At 68.4% G+C, this 14,192-nt stretch carries 13 protein-coding genes; 7 read left to right on the forward strand and 6 right to left on the reverse strand.

Going from position 1 to position 14,192, the window contains the following annotated elements; translation table 11 throughout:
• The first annotated feature begins 57 nt into the window (after positions 1-57).
• Both ACFTSF_RS30190 and ACFTSF_RS30195 read left to right on the forward strand, forming a co-directional pair.
• Complete coding sequence (locus ACFTSF_RS30190; protein ID WP_380157597.1) at positions 58-1,359, forward strand: serine hydrolase domain-containing protein; 1,302 nt, start codon at positions 58-60, stop codon at positions 1,357-1,359.
• An 88-nt stretch (positions 1,360-1,447) separates the two neighbouring features.
• Positions 1,448-3,028, forward strand: coding sequence for an IucA/IucC family protein (locus ACFTSF_RS30195; protein WP_380157599.1), 1,581 nt, complete (start codon positions 1,448-1,450; stop codon positions 3,026-3,028).
• Here ACFTSF_RS30195 and ACFTSF_RS30200 read toward each other — a convergent pair.
• A complete protein-coding gene (locus ACFTSF_RS30200; protein WP_380157600.1) occupies positions 3,018-4,421 on the reverse strand; it encodes an amidase in 1,404 nt (467 codons plus the stop codon). The genes ACFTSF_RS30195 and ACFTSF_RS30200 overlap by 11 nt on opposite strands.
• Before the next feature lie 60 nt (positions 4,422-4,481).
• Positions 4,482-5,975, reverse strand: coding sequence for a PfkB family carbohydrate kinase (locus ACFTSF_RS30205; protein ID WP_380157602.1), 1,494 nt, complete (start codon positions 5,973-5,975; stop codon positions 4,482-4,484).
• A 122-nt stretch (positions 5,976-6,097) separates the two neighbouring features.
• On the opposite strand from ACFTSF_RS30205, the gene ACFTSF_RS30210 reads away from it, so the two are divergent.
• Both ACFTSF_RS30210 and ACFTSF_RS30215 read left to right on the forward strand, forming a co-directional pair.
• Positions 6,098-6,760, forward strand: a complete 663-nt coding sequence (locus ACFTSF_RS30210; protein ID WP_380157604.1) for a class I SAM-dependent methyltransferase — start codon at positions 6,098-6,100, stop codon at positions 6,758-6,760.
• 96 nt (positions 6,761-6,856) lie between these two features.
• On the forward strand, positions 6,857-7,306 hold the full coding sequence (locus ACFTSF_RS30215) for a DUF805 domain-containing protein (protein ID WP_344158548.1): 450 nt from the start codon (positions 6,857-6,859) through the stop codon (positions 7,304-7,306).
• A gap of 51 nt (positions 7,307-7,357) precedes the next feature.
• Here the strand turns inward: ACFTSF_RS30215 and ACFTSF_RS30220 are convergent, their stop codons facing one another.
• The gene (locus tag ACFTSF_RS30220) at positions 7,358-8,764 is read right to left on the reverse strand and encodes a metallopeptidase TldD-related protein (protein ID WP_380157606.1); all 1,407 of its coding nucleotides are present in this window, start codon (positions 8,762-8,764) and stop codon (positions 7,358-7,360) included.
• Positions 8,761-10,278: a TldD/PmbA family protein gene (locus ACFTSF_RS30225; RefSeq protein ID WP_380157608.1), complete on the reverse strand. Its 1,518-nt coding sequence runs from the start codon at positions 10,276-10,278 to the stop codon at positions 8,761-8,763. Before ACFTSF_RS30225 ends, ACFTSF_RS30220 begins: the two co-directional genes overlap by 4 nt.
• Before the next feature lie 95 nt (positions 10,279-10,373).
• Here ACFTSF_RS30225 and ACFTSF_RS30230 point away from each other — a divergent pair, with 95 nt between their 5' ends.
• Genes ACFTSF_RS30230 through ACFTSF_RS30240 form a run of 3 tightly spaced genes read left to right on the forward strand, consistent with a single transcriptional unit; the run spans position 10,374 to position 12,239 of the window.
• Positions 10,374-10,886, forward strand: a complete 513-nt coding sequence (locus ACFTSF_RS30230; protein ID WP_380157610.1) for an RNA polymerase sigma factor — start codon at positions 10,374-10,376, stop codon at positions 10,884-10,886.
• Entirely contained in the window at positions 10,883-11,539 is a 657-nt protein-coding gene (locus ACFTSF_RS30235) for a hypothetical protein (protein WP_380157612.1), read from the forward strand. The genes ACFTSF_RS30230 and ACFTSF_RS30235 overlap by 4 nt, the downstream gene beginning before the upstream one ends.
• 22 nt (positions 11,540-11,561) lie before the next feature.
• Positions 11,562-12,239 (forward strand): hypothetical protein, encoded by a 678-nt coding sequence (locus ACFTSF_RS30240; protein ID WP_380157614.1) that lies wholly within the window; start codon positions 11,562-11,564, stop codon positions 12,237-12,239.
• Here the strand turns inward: ACFTSF_RS30240 and ACFTSF_RS30245 are convergent.
• Positions 12,236-13,234 carry a TerC/Alx family metal homeostasis membrane protein gene (locus ACFTSF_RS30245; RefSeq protein WP_380157616.1) on the reverse strand — a complete coding sequence of 333 codons (999 nt, stop codon included), beginning with the start codon at positions 13,232-13,234 and terminating at the stop codon, positions 12,236-12,238. The two genes, ACFTSF_RS30240 and ACFTSF_RS30245, sit on opposite strands and share 4 nt — an antisense overlap.
• Positions 13,189-14,106: an alpha/beta fold hydrolase gene (locus tag ACFTSF_RS30250; protein ID WP_380157618.1), complete on the reverse strand. Its 918-nt coding sequence runs from the start codon at positions 14,104-14,106 to the stop codon at positions 13,189-13,191. Before ACFTSF_RS30250 ends, ACFTSF_RS30245 begins: the two co-directional genes overlap by 46 nt.
• Positions 14,107-14,192 lie beyond the last annotated feature (86 nt).

Consider the following 14,192-nt stretch of genomic DNA (forward strand, 5'->3'; position numbering starts at 1 on the left):
CGCCGGGTCAGGCCTGCGAGCACATTCCACAACCCCAACGGGCATTACCCTGTCCGGGTGACCGACGTACGTGCAGACACCGCCGCCGCCCTGACCGCCGGGATTGCAGTCGCGCAGAGCGAGACCAGAGTGCCATCGGTGGCCGCCGGTGTGGTGCGGGATGGTGAGCTGGTCTGGACCGGTGCTCGCGGGCGGTTCGCAGACGCTGCTGGGGTGGGGCCGGGGCCGGATGTGCAGTACCGGATCGGCTCGATCACCAAGACGCTGACGGCCGTGCTGGTGATGCAGTGCCGCGACGAAGGACTGCTCGCACTGAATGATGCCGTGGGCAAGTATCTGCCGGGGATCGCGTTCGGCGACCGCACTGTGCGGCACCTGCTCGCGCACAGTGGTGGGATGAACGCCGAGCCCGAAGGGCCTTGGTGGGAGCGCAATCCGGGCGTCTCGTTCGACGAGCTGGTGGCGGCGATGGATGAGTCGCATGCGGTCGGTCCGGCCGATCGGCGGCACCACTACTCGAACCTTGGCTACGCGGTGCTGGCCGAGATCGTGGCGCGGGTGCGCGGCGAGTCCTGGCTGGACCAGGTGCAGCGGCGGATCCTCGACCCGCTGGAGATGCGTCGTACGTCGTACTTCCCGTTCGGCGCGGCTGCGCAGGGGTACTCGGTGCATCCGTTCAGTGGGCAGCTGATCGAGGAACCGGCTTATGACTCGGGCGCTATGGCGCCGGCCGGGCAATTGTGGAGCACGGTCGAGGACCTGGCGAAGTACGCGAACTTCTGGATCGACCCGGTTGGCGAGGTGCTCAACCGCGACACCGTCGACGAGATGGCCGCGCCGGCGGCTGCGGATCCGCGTGAGGCGCTGACTGCGTCGTACGGGCTCGGGCTGCGGTTGATTGCCGAGGACCCCTATCTGCTGATCGGTCACACTGGATCGATGCCGGGCTTCCTGGCTGGGCTGTTCGTCGATCGAGTACGTCGGATCGGCGCGGTCACGTTGGGGAATGCGACGTACGGGAAGGTGGCGTCGCTGGCGCCGGAGCTGATCAGCACGTTGGTTCGCCATGAGCCGGTGCTCGCGCGCGAGTGGTTGCCGGAGCCACAGCTTGAGCAGGGCAACGATCTGCTCGGCCACTGGTACTGGGGAAACACGCCACTCACGATCGCGGTCAGCGGCGGCGTGCTGCAGTTGTCGGGTGCGATGAGCTGTCGCTTCACGCCGTTGGGTCCTGATCTCTTTCAAGGACGGGACGGGTACTTCGCGGGGGAGCGGCTGCGGGTTGTCCGCGCGGCCGGTGGGGTCGACCATCTGAACCTGGCCACCTTCGTGCTCACCAGGACGCCGTACGGCGAGTGACGATGACCACGCGGAGTCGGCTGGTCACCGGACTCGTTTGAAGTTAGGCTCACCTAAGTAAGCGTTGCCTTACTTCAGGAGAGTGAGCGTGAGCTCGACCGAGACGGCCGTCGCGGCGCATCTGAACGCGATTCTGCGGTGCTACACGCGGGAGGCTGCGGTACCGGTGACCACCGGAGTACTGCGGCTGGCCGTCGGCGCATCGACGGTCACGGCCCGCGTCGAGCATGCCTCGCGGAGCGGCTGGCACCAGTTCACCGAGATCCTGGTGGATGGTGTCCCGCCGGCACCCGAGGAGCTGGTGCGGCTGCTGTCGGCCGGCATAGACCCGGCCGAGGTCGACGACCTGGCAGCCCGTACGGCGGAGTCGGTGCGCAACGTCGCGTACTTCGTCGACGCGGGTGGGGCCGACCGTGGCCCGGGCCGCTTCCTGGAAATCGAGCAGGCGTTGCTGTTCGGTCAACTGAACCACCCGGCACCCAAGAGCCGGGACGGATTGAGCGGTGCCGAGCTGGCGAGGTACTCGCCGGAGCTCGGTGGCCGTTTCGCGGTGCACTGGTTCGAGGCCGACACCGAGTTGGTGTCCTCGGACCAGGTGGCCGGCGCGCCCTCGCTGCAGGGACTGGACGCTGTGCAGCTGATGGGCGCGCTGGCCGGTATCACTCCGTCGGCGGGCCGGGTGCTGATCCCGGCACACCCTTGGCAGGCAGCGGCACTGCGGCAACGGCCGCGGGTCGCCAAGCTGCTCGGCGAAGGCCGCGTGAAAGAGCTCGGCCCGCACGGCGCGCAGTGGTACCCGACCTCCAGTATGCGCACTCTGTACCACCCGGATCTGCCGGTGATGCTGAAGCTGTCCCTCGGCCTCCGCATCGCGAACTCACGCCGTGAGTCGACACCGACCGAGCTCCGCCGCGGCCTCGAGGTCTACCGCTTGCTCGACGCCGCCTACAACGCCGGTACGGCGACCGCGCACCCGCGGTTCACGATCGTGCGGGATCCAGCGTGGATCGCTCTTGACGAGGGTGGACCCACGTTGACTGGACTGGACGTTGCTGTACGAGAAGTGCCGAGTGACGTCAACAGTTATGCATGTTTGGCCGGACTGGTCGCACCACGTCCAGACCGCATCAGCCGGCTCAGCGAGTTCGCCGCCGACGACCCGACCGGCTGGGTGGCGTCGTACATCGACAACGTCTTGATCCCCATGCTCCATCTGTACGCCGAAACTGGCATCGGCCTCCAAGCGCATCAGCAGAACACCCTGGTCCGCCTGGACGGCCTAGGCCGCATCAAGGGTGGTGCCTACCGCGACAACCAGGGCTACTACCTCGCGTCGTCGTACCTGCGTGGTCTGCTTGCTGTGACAGGTCTGCGCGACTCAGCACTGGCCGTGGTCGACGACAGCACAGTGGACGATCGACTGACCTGCAGCCTGCTCTACAACCAGGCACTGGCCGTCGTGGGCTGTCTGGCAGCCGATGGCGTTGCCGACGAAGCAGAACTGCTCGATGTGGTGCGCGACCGGCTCATCCTGGCCCTACCGCTCCTGCAAGCTGCCGGGCCGGACGGTGACCGTCTTGCGCGCCGCTGGCTGACCGCAGACACCCTGCCCTGTCAGGCGAATCTCTCGACCGTCTACCTGAACATCCCGAACCCTCTCACCGCATAAGCGGCGGTCCGGACCGCCAGAGCTCGAGTTCCTCGTCGATGACGACTCCGAGGCCGACCAGTTCGGCCTCACGTTCGGGGAGACCAGCCAGGGACAGACCGACCGGCAGGCCGCGATGCTCGAACCCGGCCGGCACACTGAGCACTGCGAAGTCCGCAATCGACCAGGGCAACGACTGGCGGAGCGCTGGGCCTTCCGGCGGCCTAGTGCCGTCGAGCAGCGGGGGTGCCGCGTCGAGTGTCGGATGGGCGATGGCATCCAGCCGATGGGTCGCGATGATCGTCCGCCAGTCCGACTCCCACCGCGCACGCAGCGCCAAGGCTTCGGCGTACCGCTCTGGGCTGACCTGCTCACCGCTGCGGACTCGCTCAAGCACCTGCGGGGTGTACAGGTGGCTGTCGGTGATCAGCGCGTCGTGGACCAGCCGGGCTTCGTACTCGGTGACGGTGTCGAAGACACCGGTGGATTTCGCCAGCACCGCCTCGGTGTTCGGCGGGTGGCCGATCTTGACGAGCTCTGCGCCGCGGGCGACCAGCACATCGAGGGCTAGACGGCAGACAGTGGCGACCTGGTCGTCGACCGGCTCCCACGACATCGCGGTAGGCAGTCCGATCCGCACACCGCTCAGGTCCTGCGGAGGGTCGAGCGGGTACCCCGGTACCGCAGCTGGCCCGGCTGGAACGCGCATCAGCAACGAGATGTCGAGCATGCGACGCGCCATCGGCCCGGCTACGTCGAAGGTCGGGCTGAGCGGGATCACGCCGTACAAGGGAATCCGGCCGCGGGGGCTACGGAGGGTGCTGATACCGCATGCGGCGGCCGGGATCCGGAGCGAACCACCGGTGTCGGTTCCGAGCGCGATCGGAACCATGCGGCCGGCGACCGCGGCCGCAGAGCCACCGGACGAGCCGCCCGGCGACCGTCGCAGGTCCCACGGGTTGGCGGTGGGACCGGACGTCGTCCCGTAGGCGAACTCATGCGTCGTCGTCTTCCCGAGCAAGCCCGCGCCGGCTGCCTCGAGCCAGCCCCAGGCGGCCGAACTCTCCTGCGGGACATAGGTCGCCAGCACCTGACTGCCCGCGGTGGTGCGCACCCCTTTGGTGCGGAAGACATCCTTCAACGCCACCGGTACGCCGGCCAGCGCGCCGACCGCGGTCCCCGCAGCCCGCGCACGGTCGGCGCGGTCCGCGGCCGCTGCCGCCAGGTCGGGGGTCTGGGTGACGAAGGCCTGGATGGACGGGTCGGCTCGGTAGATCCGCCGGAGGCAGTCGGCGAGCAGTTCCCGCGCGGAGAGCGTGCGGTTCGCGAGCATCGGCAGCAGTTCGGTGAGAGTGAGATCTGCAGCATCAGTCGCGATGACGGCTCGGCGAGATGGGCGCGCTCGGGTGGCCATGCCGCTCAGTCAAGGCCACGGCAACTGGCTGTCAAGGCGCTGCCAATTGGCAGCTGGCCGCTACAACTGGCCGGTGAGGCCGAACGGCGAGCGCGCCAGCAACCCTTCGATCCGGGCGCGGTCGGGCATCGAATCAGACAGCGGGAACCCGGCCACCGCACAGGACATCGACGCGGCCGCCCACAACGCGACCTGCGCGGAGAACTTGCCGTGGTTGTCGAGCAGCCGGGCCGCGAGCGCCGTACAGAACGCGTCCCGGGCGGCGGCCGACTCCTTGAAGATCGACGGAATCGTCGGCACGCTGAGAACGTCGCCCGAGGGATCCGAGTAGATCGTGCAGCCACCGTTCACCAGCAGACACAGGTGCCCGACCCCGGCGGCGACCAGGTCCCGGGCGACCGAACCGGGGTCGAACGGACCGGTGCCTTCGGCAACCAAATGGCCGAGCTCCCAGGCATGCGCGACCAGGTAGTCGATGCGCGCGAAGGTGTCCGGCGAGAGCCGTTCGCCGACGTACGGCTGGCCGGGCGTGACGATCACGACCGGTCGGGTGGCCGGCGAGCGGTGGGCCAGTGCGAGCGTGTGTTGCATCGTTTCGCGTGGCACCTCGAACGTCATCAGCAGCGCGTCGCAACCGGCGATCTGGGCGGCGCGTTCGTCCAGGTCCTCGGTGGACAGGTAGACCTCGCTCTGGTTGCGCCAGTTCACAGCGATGCTGTCGCCGAGCTCCTTCTCGAAGACTCCGGTGAACGGCGTCCGCCGGCCACGGATGCGCTTCACCAATGAGGTGTCCACGCCTTCGTCGCGCAGGTACTGCAGGATCTCGGTCCCGAACGGGTCGTCGGTGACCGCGGCGATCAACGAGGTCTGCAGGCCGAGGCGGACGGCCGCGACCGCCTGGGTGAGGCCCTTGCCGCCAGGGGAGAGGTAGAAGTCGAATGCCTCAGTCGACGTCTCCGGCTCCGGCAGCGCCTTGGTCCGGAACGTCGCGTCCATCACCGCGCCGCCGACCACGATCACCCGTCCTGTTGACGGCGAGTCGGCCGAGTACACGTCGCGGCGGATCAGCTGGTTCGCCAGCTGACGCAGTACGGCGGGCTCCGTCGTACCGCGGAGTGCGCGATCGCTCGGCGCTTCACCGGCCCGGTGCCCGAGGGCTTCGTGCAGGCGGTGCCAGTTGTTCAGCAGGGTCTCGCGTCTGCGGCCGAGCGAGGTGCTGTAGAGACCGCGGGTGATGCGCTCGTCAAGACCGGCTCCGCGGTACAGGTCGGCGTACAGGCCGAGTGCCAGGATGGTGTCGGCGACGAGTTGCTTGCTGCCGTGCAGGTCGTCGCGGACACAGCTGGTAACCAGATCGAAGGCGGCAGCTGCCGGATCGAGGTCGTGCGCGCTCGCCAGCTGTCTGGTCGCGGCCAGCTCGAGCAGCGGCGCCGCGATCCCGGTGCGGCCAGCGCTGAGCCGGGCCACGGTCAGGCCGTCGTGCGTGCGCAGCTTCTCCAGCACGCTGGTCAGCAGCAGCACATCGGCCGGCAGCTTGTCGCTGGGGTTCGTCACACCGCTCCTGGGTCGTGGATCTGGTCGCACCAAGTATGCGGGCCAACGCAGTCGGTTCGCACGGTAGGCTGGCGCGGTCCGTCGATCGTCCAGATCGGTGTGACGACCACGGGGAGCAACACATGAACACTGGACACGTCGAGCTCGCACGGGCTCAGCAGGAACGGTGGGAGACCGCTTACGCGCGGCAGCCGCAACTGCACGGAGCGGAGCCGTCGGTGGCGGCGCAACGAGCAGCGGAGACTTTTGGTGCCGCAGGCATCGATGACGTCCTCGAACTCGGTGCCGGTCACGGCCGCGACGCACTTTTCCTGGCCAGGCAGGGATTCAGCGTCCATGCCACCGACTTCAGCGAGACCGCGCTCGACCAGTTGCGGCAGCAGGCACAACGCGAAGGTCTCGACGACCGCGTCACCGCCGCCCTGCACGACGTCCGCGATCCACTGCCACCGGCCGACGCCACAGTGAACGCGGTCTTCGCGAACCTGCTGCTGAACATGGCGTTCACCCCCGACGAGCTGCGCGGCCTGGTCGGCGAGATCCACCGCGTCCTGCGCCCCGGCGGCCTCTTCGTGTACGCCGTCTGGTCGGCCGACGACCCGTGTGCGGCGAACTGGCAGGACCTGGGTGGCGGTCTGTCGGTTCACGACGGTTTCGCCGGCCGCTTCTTCGACCGCGCCCGCCTCGACGAGCTGACCGCGGGCTGGCAGCCGGTCGACACCACGGCGTACACCGAAGGCCCGAAACCACACCGGCTGTGGCGGGTCACGGTCGCGAAAAGGTGAAGTTAGCTCGAAGTACGGCGCGCCACGTTGCAGTGTGATCACCGAAGGGTGACCGTGCTGTGACGCGCCTCACCTTCTCACTATCGGAGAGCAGCAATGCACTGGTTCACAGATGTGATCACCAAGCGGTACGCGCAGTTCAGTGGTCGCGCTCGCCGCAAAGAGTTCTGGATGTTCGCCCTGATCAGCTTCGTGATCTCGATCATCCTCGGGATCCTCGACCAGCTCCTCGGGCTGGACTTCAAGAGCGGCAGCGGCAGCACCGCCGTGCGCAGCGGCGGTTGGCTGGAGACCATCTTCGGCCTGGCCGTGCTGATCCCGACGATCGCGGTCGCCGTCCGGCGGATGCACGACAAGAACCGCAGCGGCTGGTGGGTCCTGATCTGGCTGATCCCCTGTATCGGGTGGATCTGGTTCATCGTCTGGCAGGCCCAGGAAGGCGACGCCGGCGACAACCAGTACGGTCCGGATCCGAAGGCGGCCGAGCGTGGCCAAGGGTTCGGTGGACCGGGTGGTCCGGCCGAGCCGGGATACCCGACGGTCTGAGCAGCACGACGCCCCGCGAACCGGTTCATGGTTCGCGGGGCGTTTTCTGTTTCAGCTGGCCTGGCTGACGCTGGACATGTTGAAGTCCGGGATGAGCAGTGGCGGGGTGGCGGTGCGGGAGAACTCGTCGCCCCACTCGCGGGAGAACGACGGCACGGTCGCGCCGGCGGCGCCGATTCGGGACAGGAGGTCGACCGGGCTCTCGTTGAAGCGGAAGTTGTTGACCGCGCCGGTGACCTCGCCGTTCTCGATCAGGTAGACGCCGTCCCGGGTGAGGCCGGTCAGGAGTGAGGTCTGCGGGTCGACCATCCGGATGTACCAGAGGCAGGTCAGCAGCAGGCCGTTCTCGACCCCGGCCACGAGGTCGTCCGTCGTACCGGTGGCCCCGTCGACCGAGAGGACGTAATTGTCGATCGGGGGAGCGGGGTTGGTGGCGCCGATGAGGTCGGCGGTGTGCCGGCTGGTCATCAGCGTTTCGAGTTTGCCGTCGCGGATCCAGTCGGTCGCGGACAGCGTGAGGCCGTTGTCGAACACGCTCTCCGAAGCACCCGACGAGCGGGCCACCGCGAACGGGAAGGTCTCCAGGCCAGGCAGGTTCGGATCCGAACGCAACTGCACCGGCCGCGACGACAGCGTCTCGCCGACCCGGGTGCCACCGGACGCCTTCGCGAAGACACTGCGACCCTCGAAGGCCTGCCGGCCGTCCAACTGCCAGAACAGGTACGTCGTCAGGTCGGCCACCGCGGCCGGCGGCAGAACGGTTGCGTGGCGACCCGGGTCGACGGCAACTGTCCTCGACGCCCATCCCAGTCGCCGAGTGAGCTCGGCATCGAGCGCCAGCGGGTCGATGTCGGTGAAGTCGCGGGTCGCCGCACCGGCCCACGCGGACTGGCTCAGGTCGCCGGACTTGCCGGTGGAGCTGACGAAACCGCGCGGCAGGGACTGACGAAGCCGGAGCCCGGCCGACGAACCGACGTACAGGGTGATGACCTGGTGGTCGGCGAATCCGTAGAGCCAGCGGCTCTCGTTGGTGGCCCGCTTCAGGGTCTCGCCGAGCGCCGGGGCGAACTTCTCGTAGACGGTGACCGAGGTTTCCTCCGGCTCGTCGTCCCAGTCCGGGCTGGTGGTGCCGTCGACCAGCGGTCGCGCGTCCTCGGCCGGTGTGGCGGCCCGGGCGGTCGCGACCGCGGCCGAGACCTGCTGACGCAGCGATTCGTCGGTGACCGCGGTACGGCGGACCACACCTGTCGCAGTGCCTTCGCCGGCACCGACCGTGGCGATCACGGTGACGTCCGAGCCGCGCATCGCGCCGTTCGTGGTCAGGGTGTTGTTGGCCCAGCGCAGGTTCGCGCTGGAGGTCTCGGCGACGATGACCACGCAACCGTCGGCGCCCTCGGCCGCGGCGAGCGCGAGCCCGCGCTCGACGGTGTCCTGCGGGGTGAGCTGAATGGCGGTCACCGGCCGGCCTCCTGCGTGGTGTTGAGAATGCGGACGCCCCGGAACAGGGCGGACGGGCAACCGTGGCTGACGGCACCGGACTGGGCGGGCTGGGCCTTGCCGCAGTTCAGTGCGCCGTGCAGGACGTAGGTCTCCGGGCCGCCGACCGCCTCCATCGAGCCCCAGAAGTCGGTCGTGGTGGCCTGGTAGGCGATGTCGCGGAGCTGACCGTCCAGCTTGCCGTTGGTGATCTTGTAGAACCGCTGACCGGTGAACTGGAAGTTGTACCGCTGCATGTCGATCGACCACGACTTGTCGCCGACGATGTAGATCCCGTTCTCGACCCGGCTGATCAGCTCCTCGGTGGAGGGCCCGCCTTCCGCCGGCTGCAGGGACACGTTGGCCATCCGCTGGATCGGGATGTGGCCGGACGAATCGGCGTACGCGCAACCGTTCGAGCGGCCGGTGCCGAGGAGTTCCTCGTTCACTTTCGCCATCCGGCGGTCGACCTGATACCCGACCAGTACGCCGTCCTTGACCAGATCCCACTGCTGGCCGGCGACCCCTTCGTCGTCGTACCCGACCGTGGACAGGCCGTGCTCGGCGGTGCGGTCACCGGTGACGTGCATGATCGGCGAACCGTACTTGAGGTTGCCGAGTTTGTCGGTGGTCGCGAAGCTCGTGCCGGCGTAGTTGGCCTCGTAGCCCAGTGCGCGGTCCAGCTCGGTGGCGTGGCCGATCGACTCGTGGATCGTCAGCCACAGGTTGGTCGGGTCGATGACCAGGTCGTAGACCCCGGCCTCGACACTCGGCGCGACCATCTTCTCGGCCAGCCAGCCCGGGATCTGCGCGAGCTCGTCGTCCCAGTCCCAGCCGGTACCGGTCAGGTACTCCCAGCCGCGGCCGGCCGGCGGCGCGCAACTCGTCATCGAGTCGAACCGCCCGGTCTCGGCATCCACGGCGTACGCGGTGATGTCCGGTCCGATCCGCACCCGCTGCTGCGTGTACGACGTACCTTCGGTGTTCGCGTAGAACTTGCACTCGTGGACCGACGCGACATGCACACTCACGTGCGCGACGCCGTCCGCCTTGAGCAGCCGGTCGCTGTAGTCGGTGAGCAGCGCGACCTTCTCGGTCCGCGGCACGCTGAACGGGTCGATCTCGTACGACGAGGTCCAAGTGACGTCGTCGTACACCGGCTCGTCGGCGAGCTCGATCGTCTCGGCGTTGATCGGCCGCGACACCTGCGCCATGTGCACGGCCTGCTCGGCGACCTGCACCACCTCGTCGGTCGTCAGCGCCACCCCGGCCGCGAAACCCCAGGTGCCTTCATGGACGACGCGCACCGCGAGACCGAGGTCCTCGCCGTCGCTCGCACTCTCCAGCACACTGTCGCGGAGCGCGATCGACTCCGACCGGATCCGCTCGAGGCGGAACTCGGCGAAGGTGGCCCCGAGGTCCCGGGCGCGCTGCAGAGCGGCCTCCGCGAGCTCATGCCGGGGAAGGGCAAGGAACGATTCATCGATGTCTGGCACGAAACCGACCCTATACAGCGGAACCGACAGACCGGCTGCGGTGTAGTGACAATGACCTGAAGGTGTCAGGAGGTTGTATCAGCGATCTGGATGAAGTGGCGATTCTGGCTCGGGCGCGTGGCGGGGATTCCGCCGCGTACGGCGAGCTGGTGCTGCGGCATGCCCCGATCGCCAAACGTACGGCGGTCTTTCTCGGGGCCGGTGCGGATGCCGACGACGTGGTGCAGGAGGCGTTCGTGAAGGCGTACCGGGCGCTGGGTGGTTTCCGGAGCGAGGCAGCGTTCCGGCCGTGGCTGCTGCGGATCGTCGCCAACGAGACGCGGAATGCCATTCGGTCGCGGAGCCGCCGGAGTCGGCGGGAAGAGATCGCTGCGCCGCTGGACGTCGTACTGGATCCGGCTGACGAGACGGTGTCGCTGGAACGGCGGGCTGAGCTGCTGAGCGCCGTACGGGCGCTGCCGGAGCCGCAGCGGCTGGTGGTCACGTGCCGATACTTGCTGGAGCTGGATGAGCAGGAGACGGCTGTCGTGCTGGGCTGGCCTCGGGGCACGGTCAAGTCGCGGCTGCATCGGGCGTTGGAGCGACTCAGGAAGGAGGTACGGCCATGAACCTGGATGACGAGCTGCGGGCGTTGGGGCGCTCGGCTGTGGTACCTCCGGTCGACCCTGAGCTGACTGCTGCGGTGCTGACGCGGGTGGCCGCCGTACCGGTGCGTCGGCGGTTGCGGGACCGGTGGCGGGCCTTCCTGGCCGGACTGTGCGTGCTGCTGGCCGGTCTGGCGCTCACGCCGCCGGTGCGGGCGACTGTGGCCGAGTGGCTGCGGATCGGGGGAGTGGAAGCGCACCCGGTTGGTACTGGACCCAGTACGGCGCCTCCGGTGCCTGGGGTGCCAGGGCGCATGTCCCTGGAGGACGCTGCGCGGGTTGCTGGTTTCACTCCGGCTCTTCCGCGTGAGCTGGGGACGCCGAAGGGTGTCGAGGCCTCGCCGGGCTTTGTCGCGCTCGGGTGGGACGGGGTGCGGCTGGAGCAGTTCCGGTCGACGGTCGATCCGGTGTACTGGAAGAAGAACTACACCGCGCTCGAGTACGTGCCGGCCGTCGAGGGCTACTGGTTCGGCACGCCACATGAGCTGGTGCTGGTCGACAAGCGCATCGTCCGCATTGCCGGTCCGACGCTGGTGTGGGAGCGCGCTGGCGTCACCTACCGACTCGAGACCGCAGATAAGGCGGATGCCATTCGACTGGCGGCCGGAACCTCCTGACCGCCGGCGGTGTATCCGGTTCATGATCAGACGGTTGCTCGCCCTGCCAGCTGTTGTCCTGTTGCTGCTCACCACGGCCACACCCGCCGCCAACGCGGGCGGTCCCACCAGCGTGTTGCTCAGCGCGCCGCCACACGTGATCGCCTTCGGCTACGAAGACCCGGAGTACACCGAGCTCCAGAAGCTCACGGACGCCAACGGGGCACGCGGCGGTCCCGATCAGGAGCAACACGACCTCGGCTCGTTCGTCCGCCTCACCTGGCTCATCCACGACATGTCCGTCTGGCGTCGCGACATCATCTACCCCGACGCGCCCGGCGGCCCCTGGATCGCCACCACCGAAGTCACCGACGAGGCCAGCGCCCCCACCCACCCGACCTGGCACCGCGCCACCGACCCGGTCGCCCTGGTCAAACTCCTCAGCAGCCTCAAACTCCTCCCCGGCCTCCGCAACGGCGAGCAGACCTCCGGCGGCCCCACCGCCGTCCCACAACCCCAACCGGAGGCCCAACCTCCCGCCGCCACCACCGAGCTGCCCGCCACCACTGAAGCGCCCGCCTCGACTCAGTCCGCCGCCACGTCAGACTTCTTCACCGGCTGGCGTTGGCTCCTCCCCGGCGCGCTCCTAGGTGCGCTGATCAGCTGGGCAGCAACCCGCTTCCTCCGCCAACGCCAGTGGGACCTGGTCGACGCCGACTAGTCCTCGGTCGTCTTGCGCTGGCCTGTCAGCGATCCTGCGTGGGCGACGGCGGTCGGGTCGTTGCGGGTCTTCAGCAGGCTGGCGACGACGACGATCACCAGGATGCCGATGATGACGCCGAGGCTGACGGGGGTGGAGACCTCGGGGATGGACTTGTGGATGTCCACGTGGCCCCAGTGCAGGATGAGTTTGACGCCGATGAAAGCGAGGATGATCGCGAGGCCGGCCGACAGGTACACGAGACGGTCGAGCAGGCCCTTGACCAGGAAGAACAGCGCTCGCAAACCGAGCAGGGCAAAGGCGTTGGCGGCGAAGACGATATAGGCCTCGTCGGTGACCCCGAACACGGCCGGGATCGAGTCGAGGGCGAAGAGCAGGTCGACGCCGCCGATTGCGACCAGTACGACGAACAGTGGGGTGACCACCTTGCGGCCGTCGATGCGGGCGGTCAGCTTGCCGCCGACGTACTCCTCGCTGACCGGGAGGACGCGACGGGCGGTCTTCACGATCACGTTGTTCTCGACGTCGGGGTCCTCGTCGCGGTGCCGGAACAGCTGGACCGCGGTGTAGAGCAGCAGCAGCCCGAAGATCAGGAACATGAACGAGAACAGCGACAGCAGGGTCGCGCCGAGCGCGATGAACGCCGCCCGCATGACCAGCGCGAGCACGATGCCGAAGGTGAGCACCTTGTGCTGGTGCTCCTCCGGTACGGCGAACGTGGTCATGATGATGACGAAGACGAACAGGTTGTCGACCGACAGACTCTTCTCGACGATGTAGCCGGCGAAGTACTGCGCGCCGAAGTCACCGCCGTACTGGCTCATGAACCAGAGGCCGAAGGCGATCGCGACAGCGACGTAGAACACCGACCAGGCGGCCGCCTCCTTGAACCCGACCCGGTGCGGCCGGATCGCCGCGAGCAGCAGATCCACGGCAAGCAGTACGACGATCAGTCCAATCGTGATCGCCCATGTCGTCCCACTGAGCTCGAGCATGGTGCCGAGCCTACCGACCCGCACCAGCCCCGTTCGTTGCGCCGCGCAACCATTCGAGAATTTTCCCGGTATGCCGCGGATGGCGGGACGTGGCCGCCGTCGTACTGGATGGATTCGGCGGCCGGGATCGCCTCGGTCAGCAGCACGGCATGCCGGCCGGCTCGCTCATCGGCGGTGCCGTGCCAGATGATCGTCGGCACCCGAACGTCGGCGAGCTCGAATCCCCAGGGCGTGGCGAACGCGACGTTGTCGTCGAGACAGCCGTCGGCGCTGCCGCTACCGAACGTTGCGGTCAGGCGGGCCATCGCGGCAGCGTCGTCGCGCGCGGGCGGCCCCGGCGGCGAGCCCGGCGCGGGCGGGAACTCCGGCCCGCCGGCGGCGACCGCGGCCATGATCTGCTCGGCCCCCGCCGCGAATCGCGCGCGGAACCGGGCCGGGTCGTGTACGGCGAGCCACGCCGTCAGGCTCCGTCGCGGGTCGGCCACTTCATCGTCATCCGTCGGCTCAGGGCCCTCGGCGGTCAGCGGGGCGATCCCGCCGACCACGGCACAGCAGGTGACCCGATCGGGCAGCAATGCGGCACACGCGAGCGCGTGCGGCCCGCCGCCGGAACCGCCGATGACGGCGAAGGTCGTCCAGCCGAGCGCATCGGCCAGCCGCGCCACATCGTCGGCCCCGTCGGCGACCGAACGACCGAGCCGACGCGGAGAACCGCCGTACCCGGGACGGTCCGGGATGAGGATCCGCAGACCGGATGCCGCCATGTCTTCGACGGCCTCCGGCCGTTTCCAGCGGGTGCTGGGAGAGCCGCCGAGCGACATCACTGGGAAACCGTCGGTGGGACCGTAGAGGCTGTACTCGAGCAGTTCCATGAGCGGAGAGTAGTCAGCCGACGGGAGGTAAACGAATCCGGAGTTATCGAGTCGAGATTCTCAGGATTCAAGATGGGCCGGACGTG

The organism is Kribbella sp. NPDC056951 (assembly GCF_042674205.1).
Lineage (GTDB): Bacteria > Actinomycetota > Actinomycetes > Propionibacteriales > Kribbellaceae > Kribbella > Kribbella yunnanensis.

Excerpts from the sequence above, each read along its gene's own strand:
- ACFTSF_RS30235 (WP_380157612.1), top strand. The coding sequence starts at position 10,883 with ATGAACCTGGATGACGAGCTGCGGGCGTTGGGGCGCTCGGCTGTGGTA.
- ACFTSF_RS30215 (WP_344158548.1), top strand. The coding sequence starts at position 6,857 with ATGCACTGGTTCACAGATGTGATCACCAAGCGGTACGCGCAGTTCAGT.
- ACFTSF_RS30250 (WP_380157618.1), bottom strand. The coding sequence starts at position 14,106 with ATGGAACTGCTCGAGTACAGCCTCTACGGTCCCACCGACGGTTTCCCA.
- ACFTSF_RS30200 (WP_380157600.1), bottom strand. The coding sequence starts at position 4,421 with ATGGCCACCCGAGCGCGCCCATCTCGCCGAGCCGTCATCGCGACTGAT.
- ACFTSF_RS30240 (WP_380157614.1), top strand. The coding sequence starts at position 11,562 with ATGATCAGACGGTTGCTCGCCCTGCCAGCTGTTGTCCTGTTGCTGCTC.
- ACFTSF_RS30245 (WP_380157616.1), bottom strand. The coding sequence starts at position 13,234 with ATGCTCGAGCTCAGTGGGACGACATGGGCGATCACGATTGGACTGATC.
- ACFTSF_RS30210 (WP_380157604.1), top strand. The coding sequence starts at position 6,098 with ATGAACACTGGACACGTCGAGCTCGCACGGGCTCAGCAGGAACGGTGG.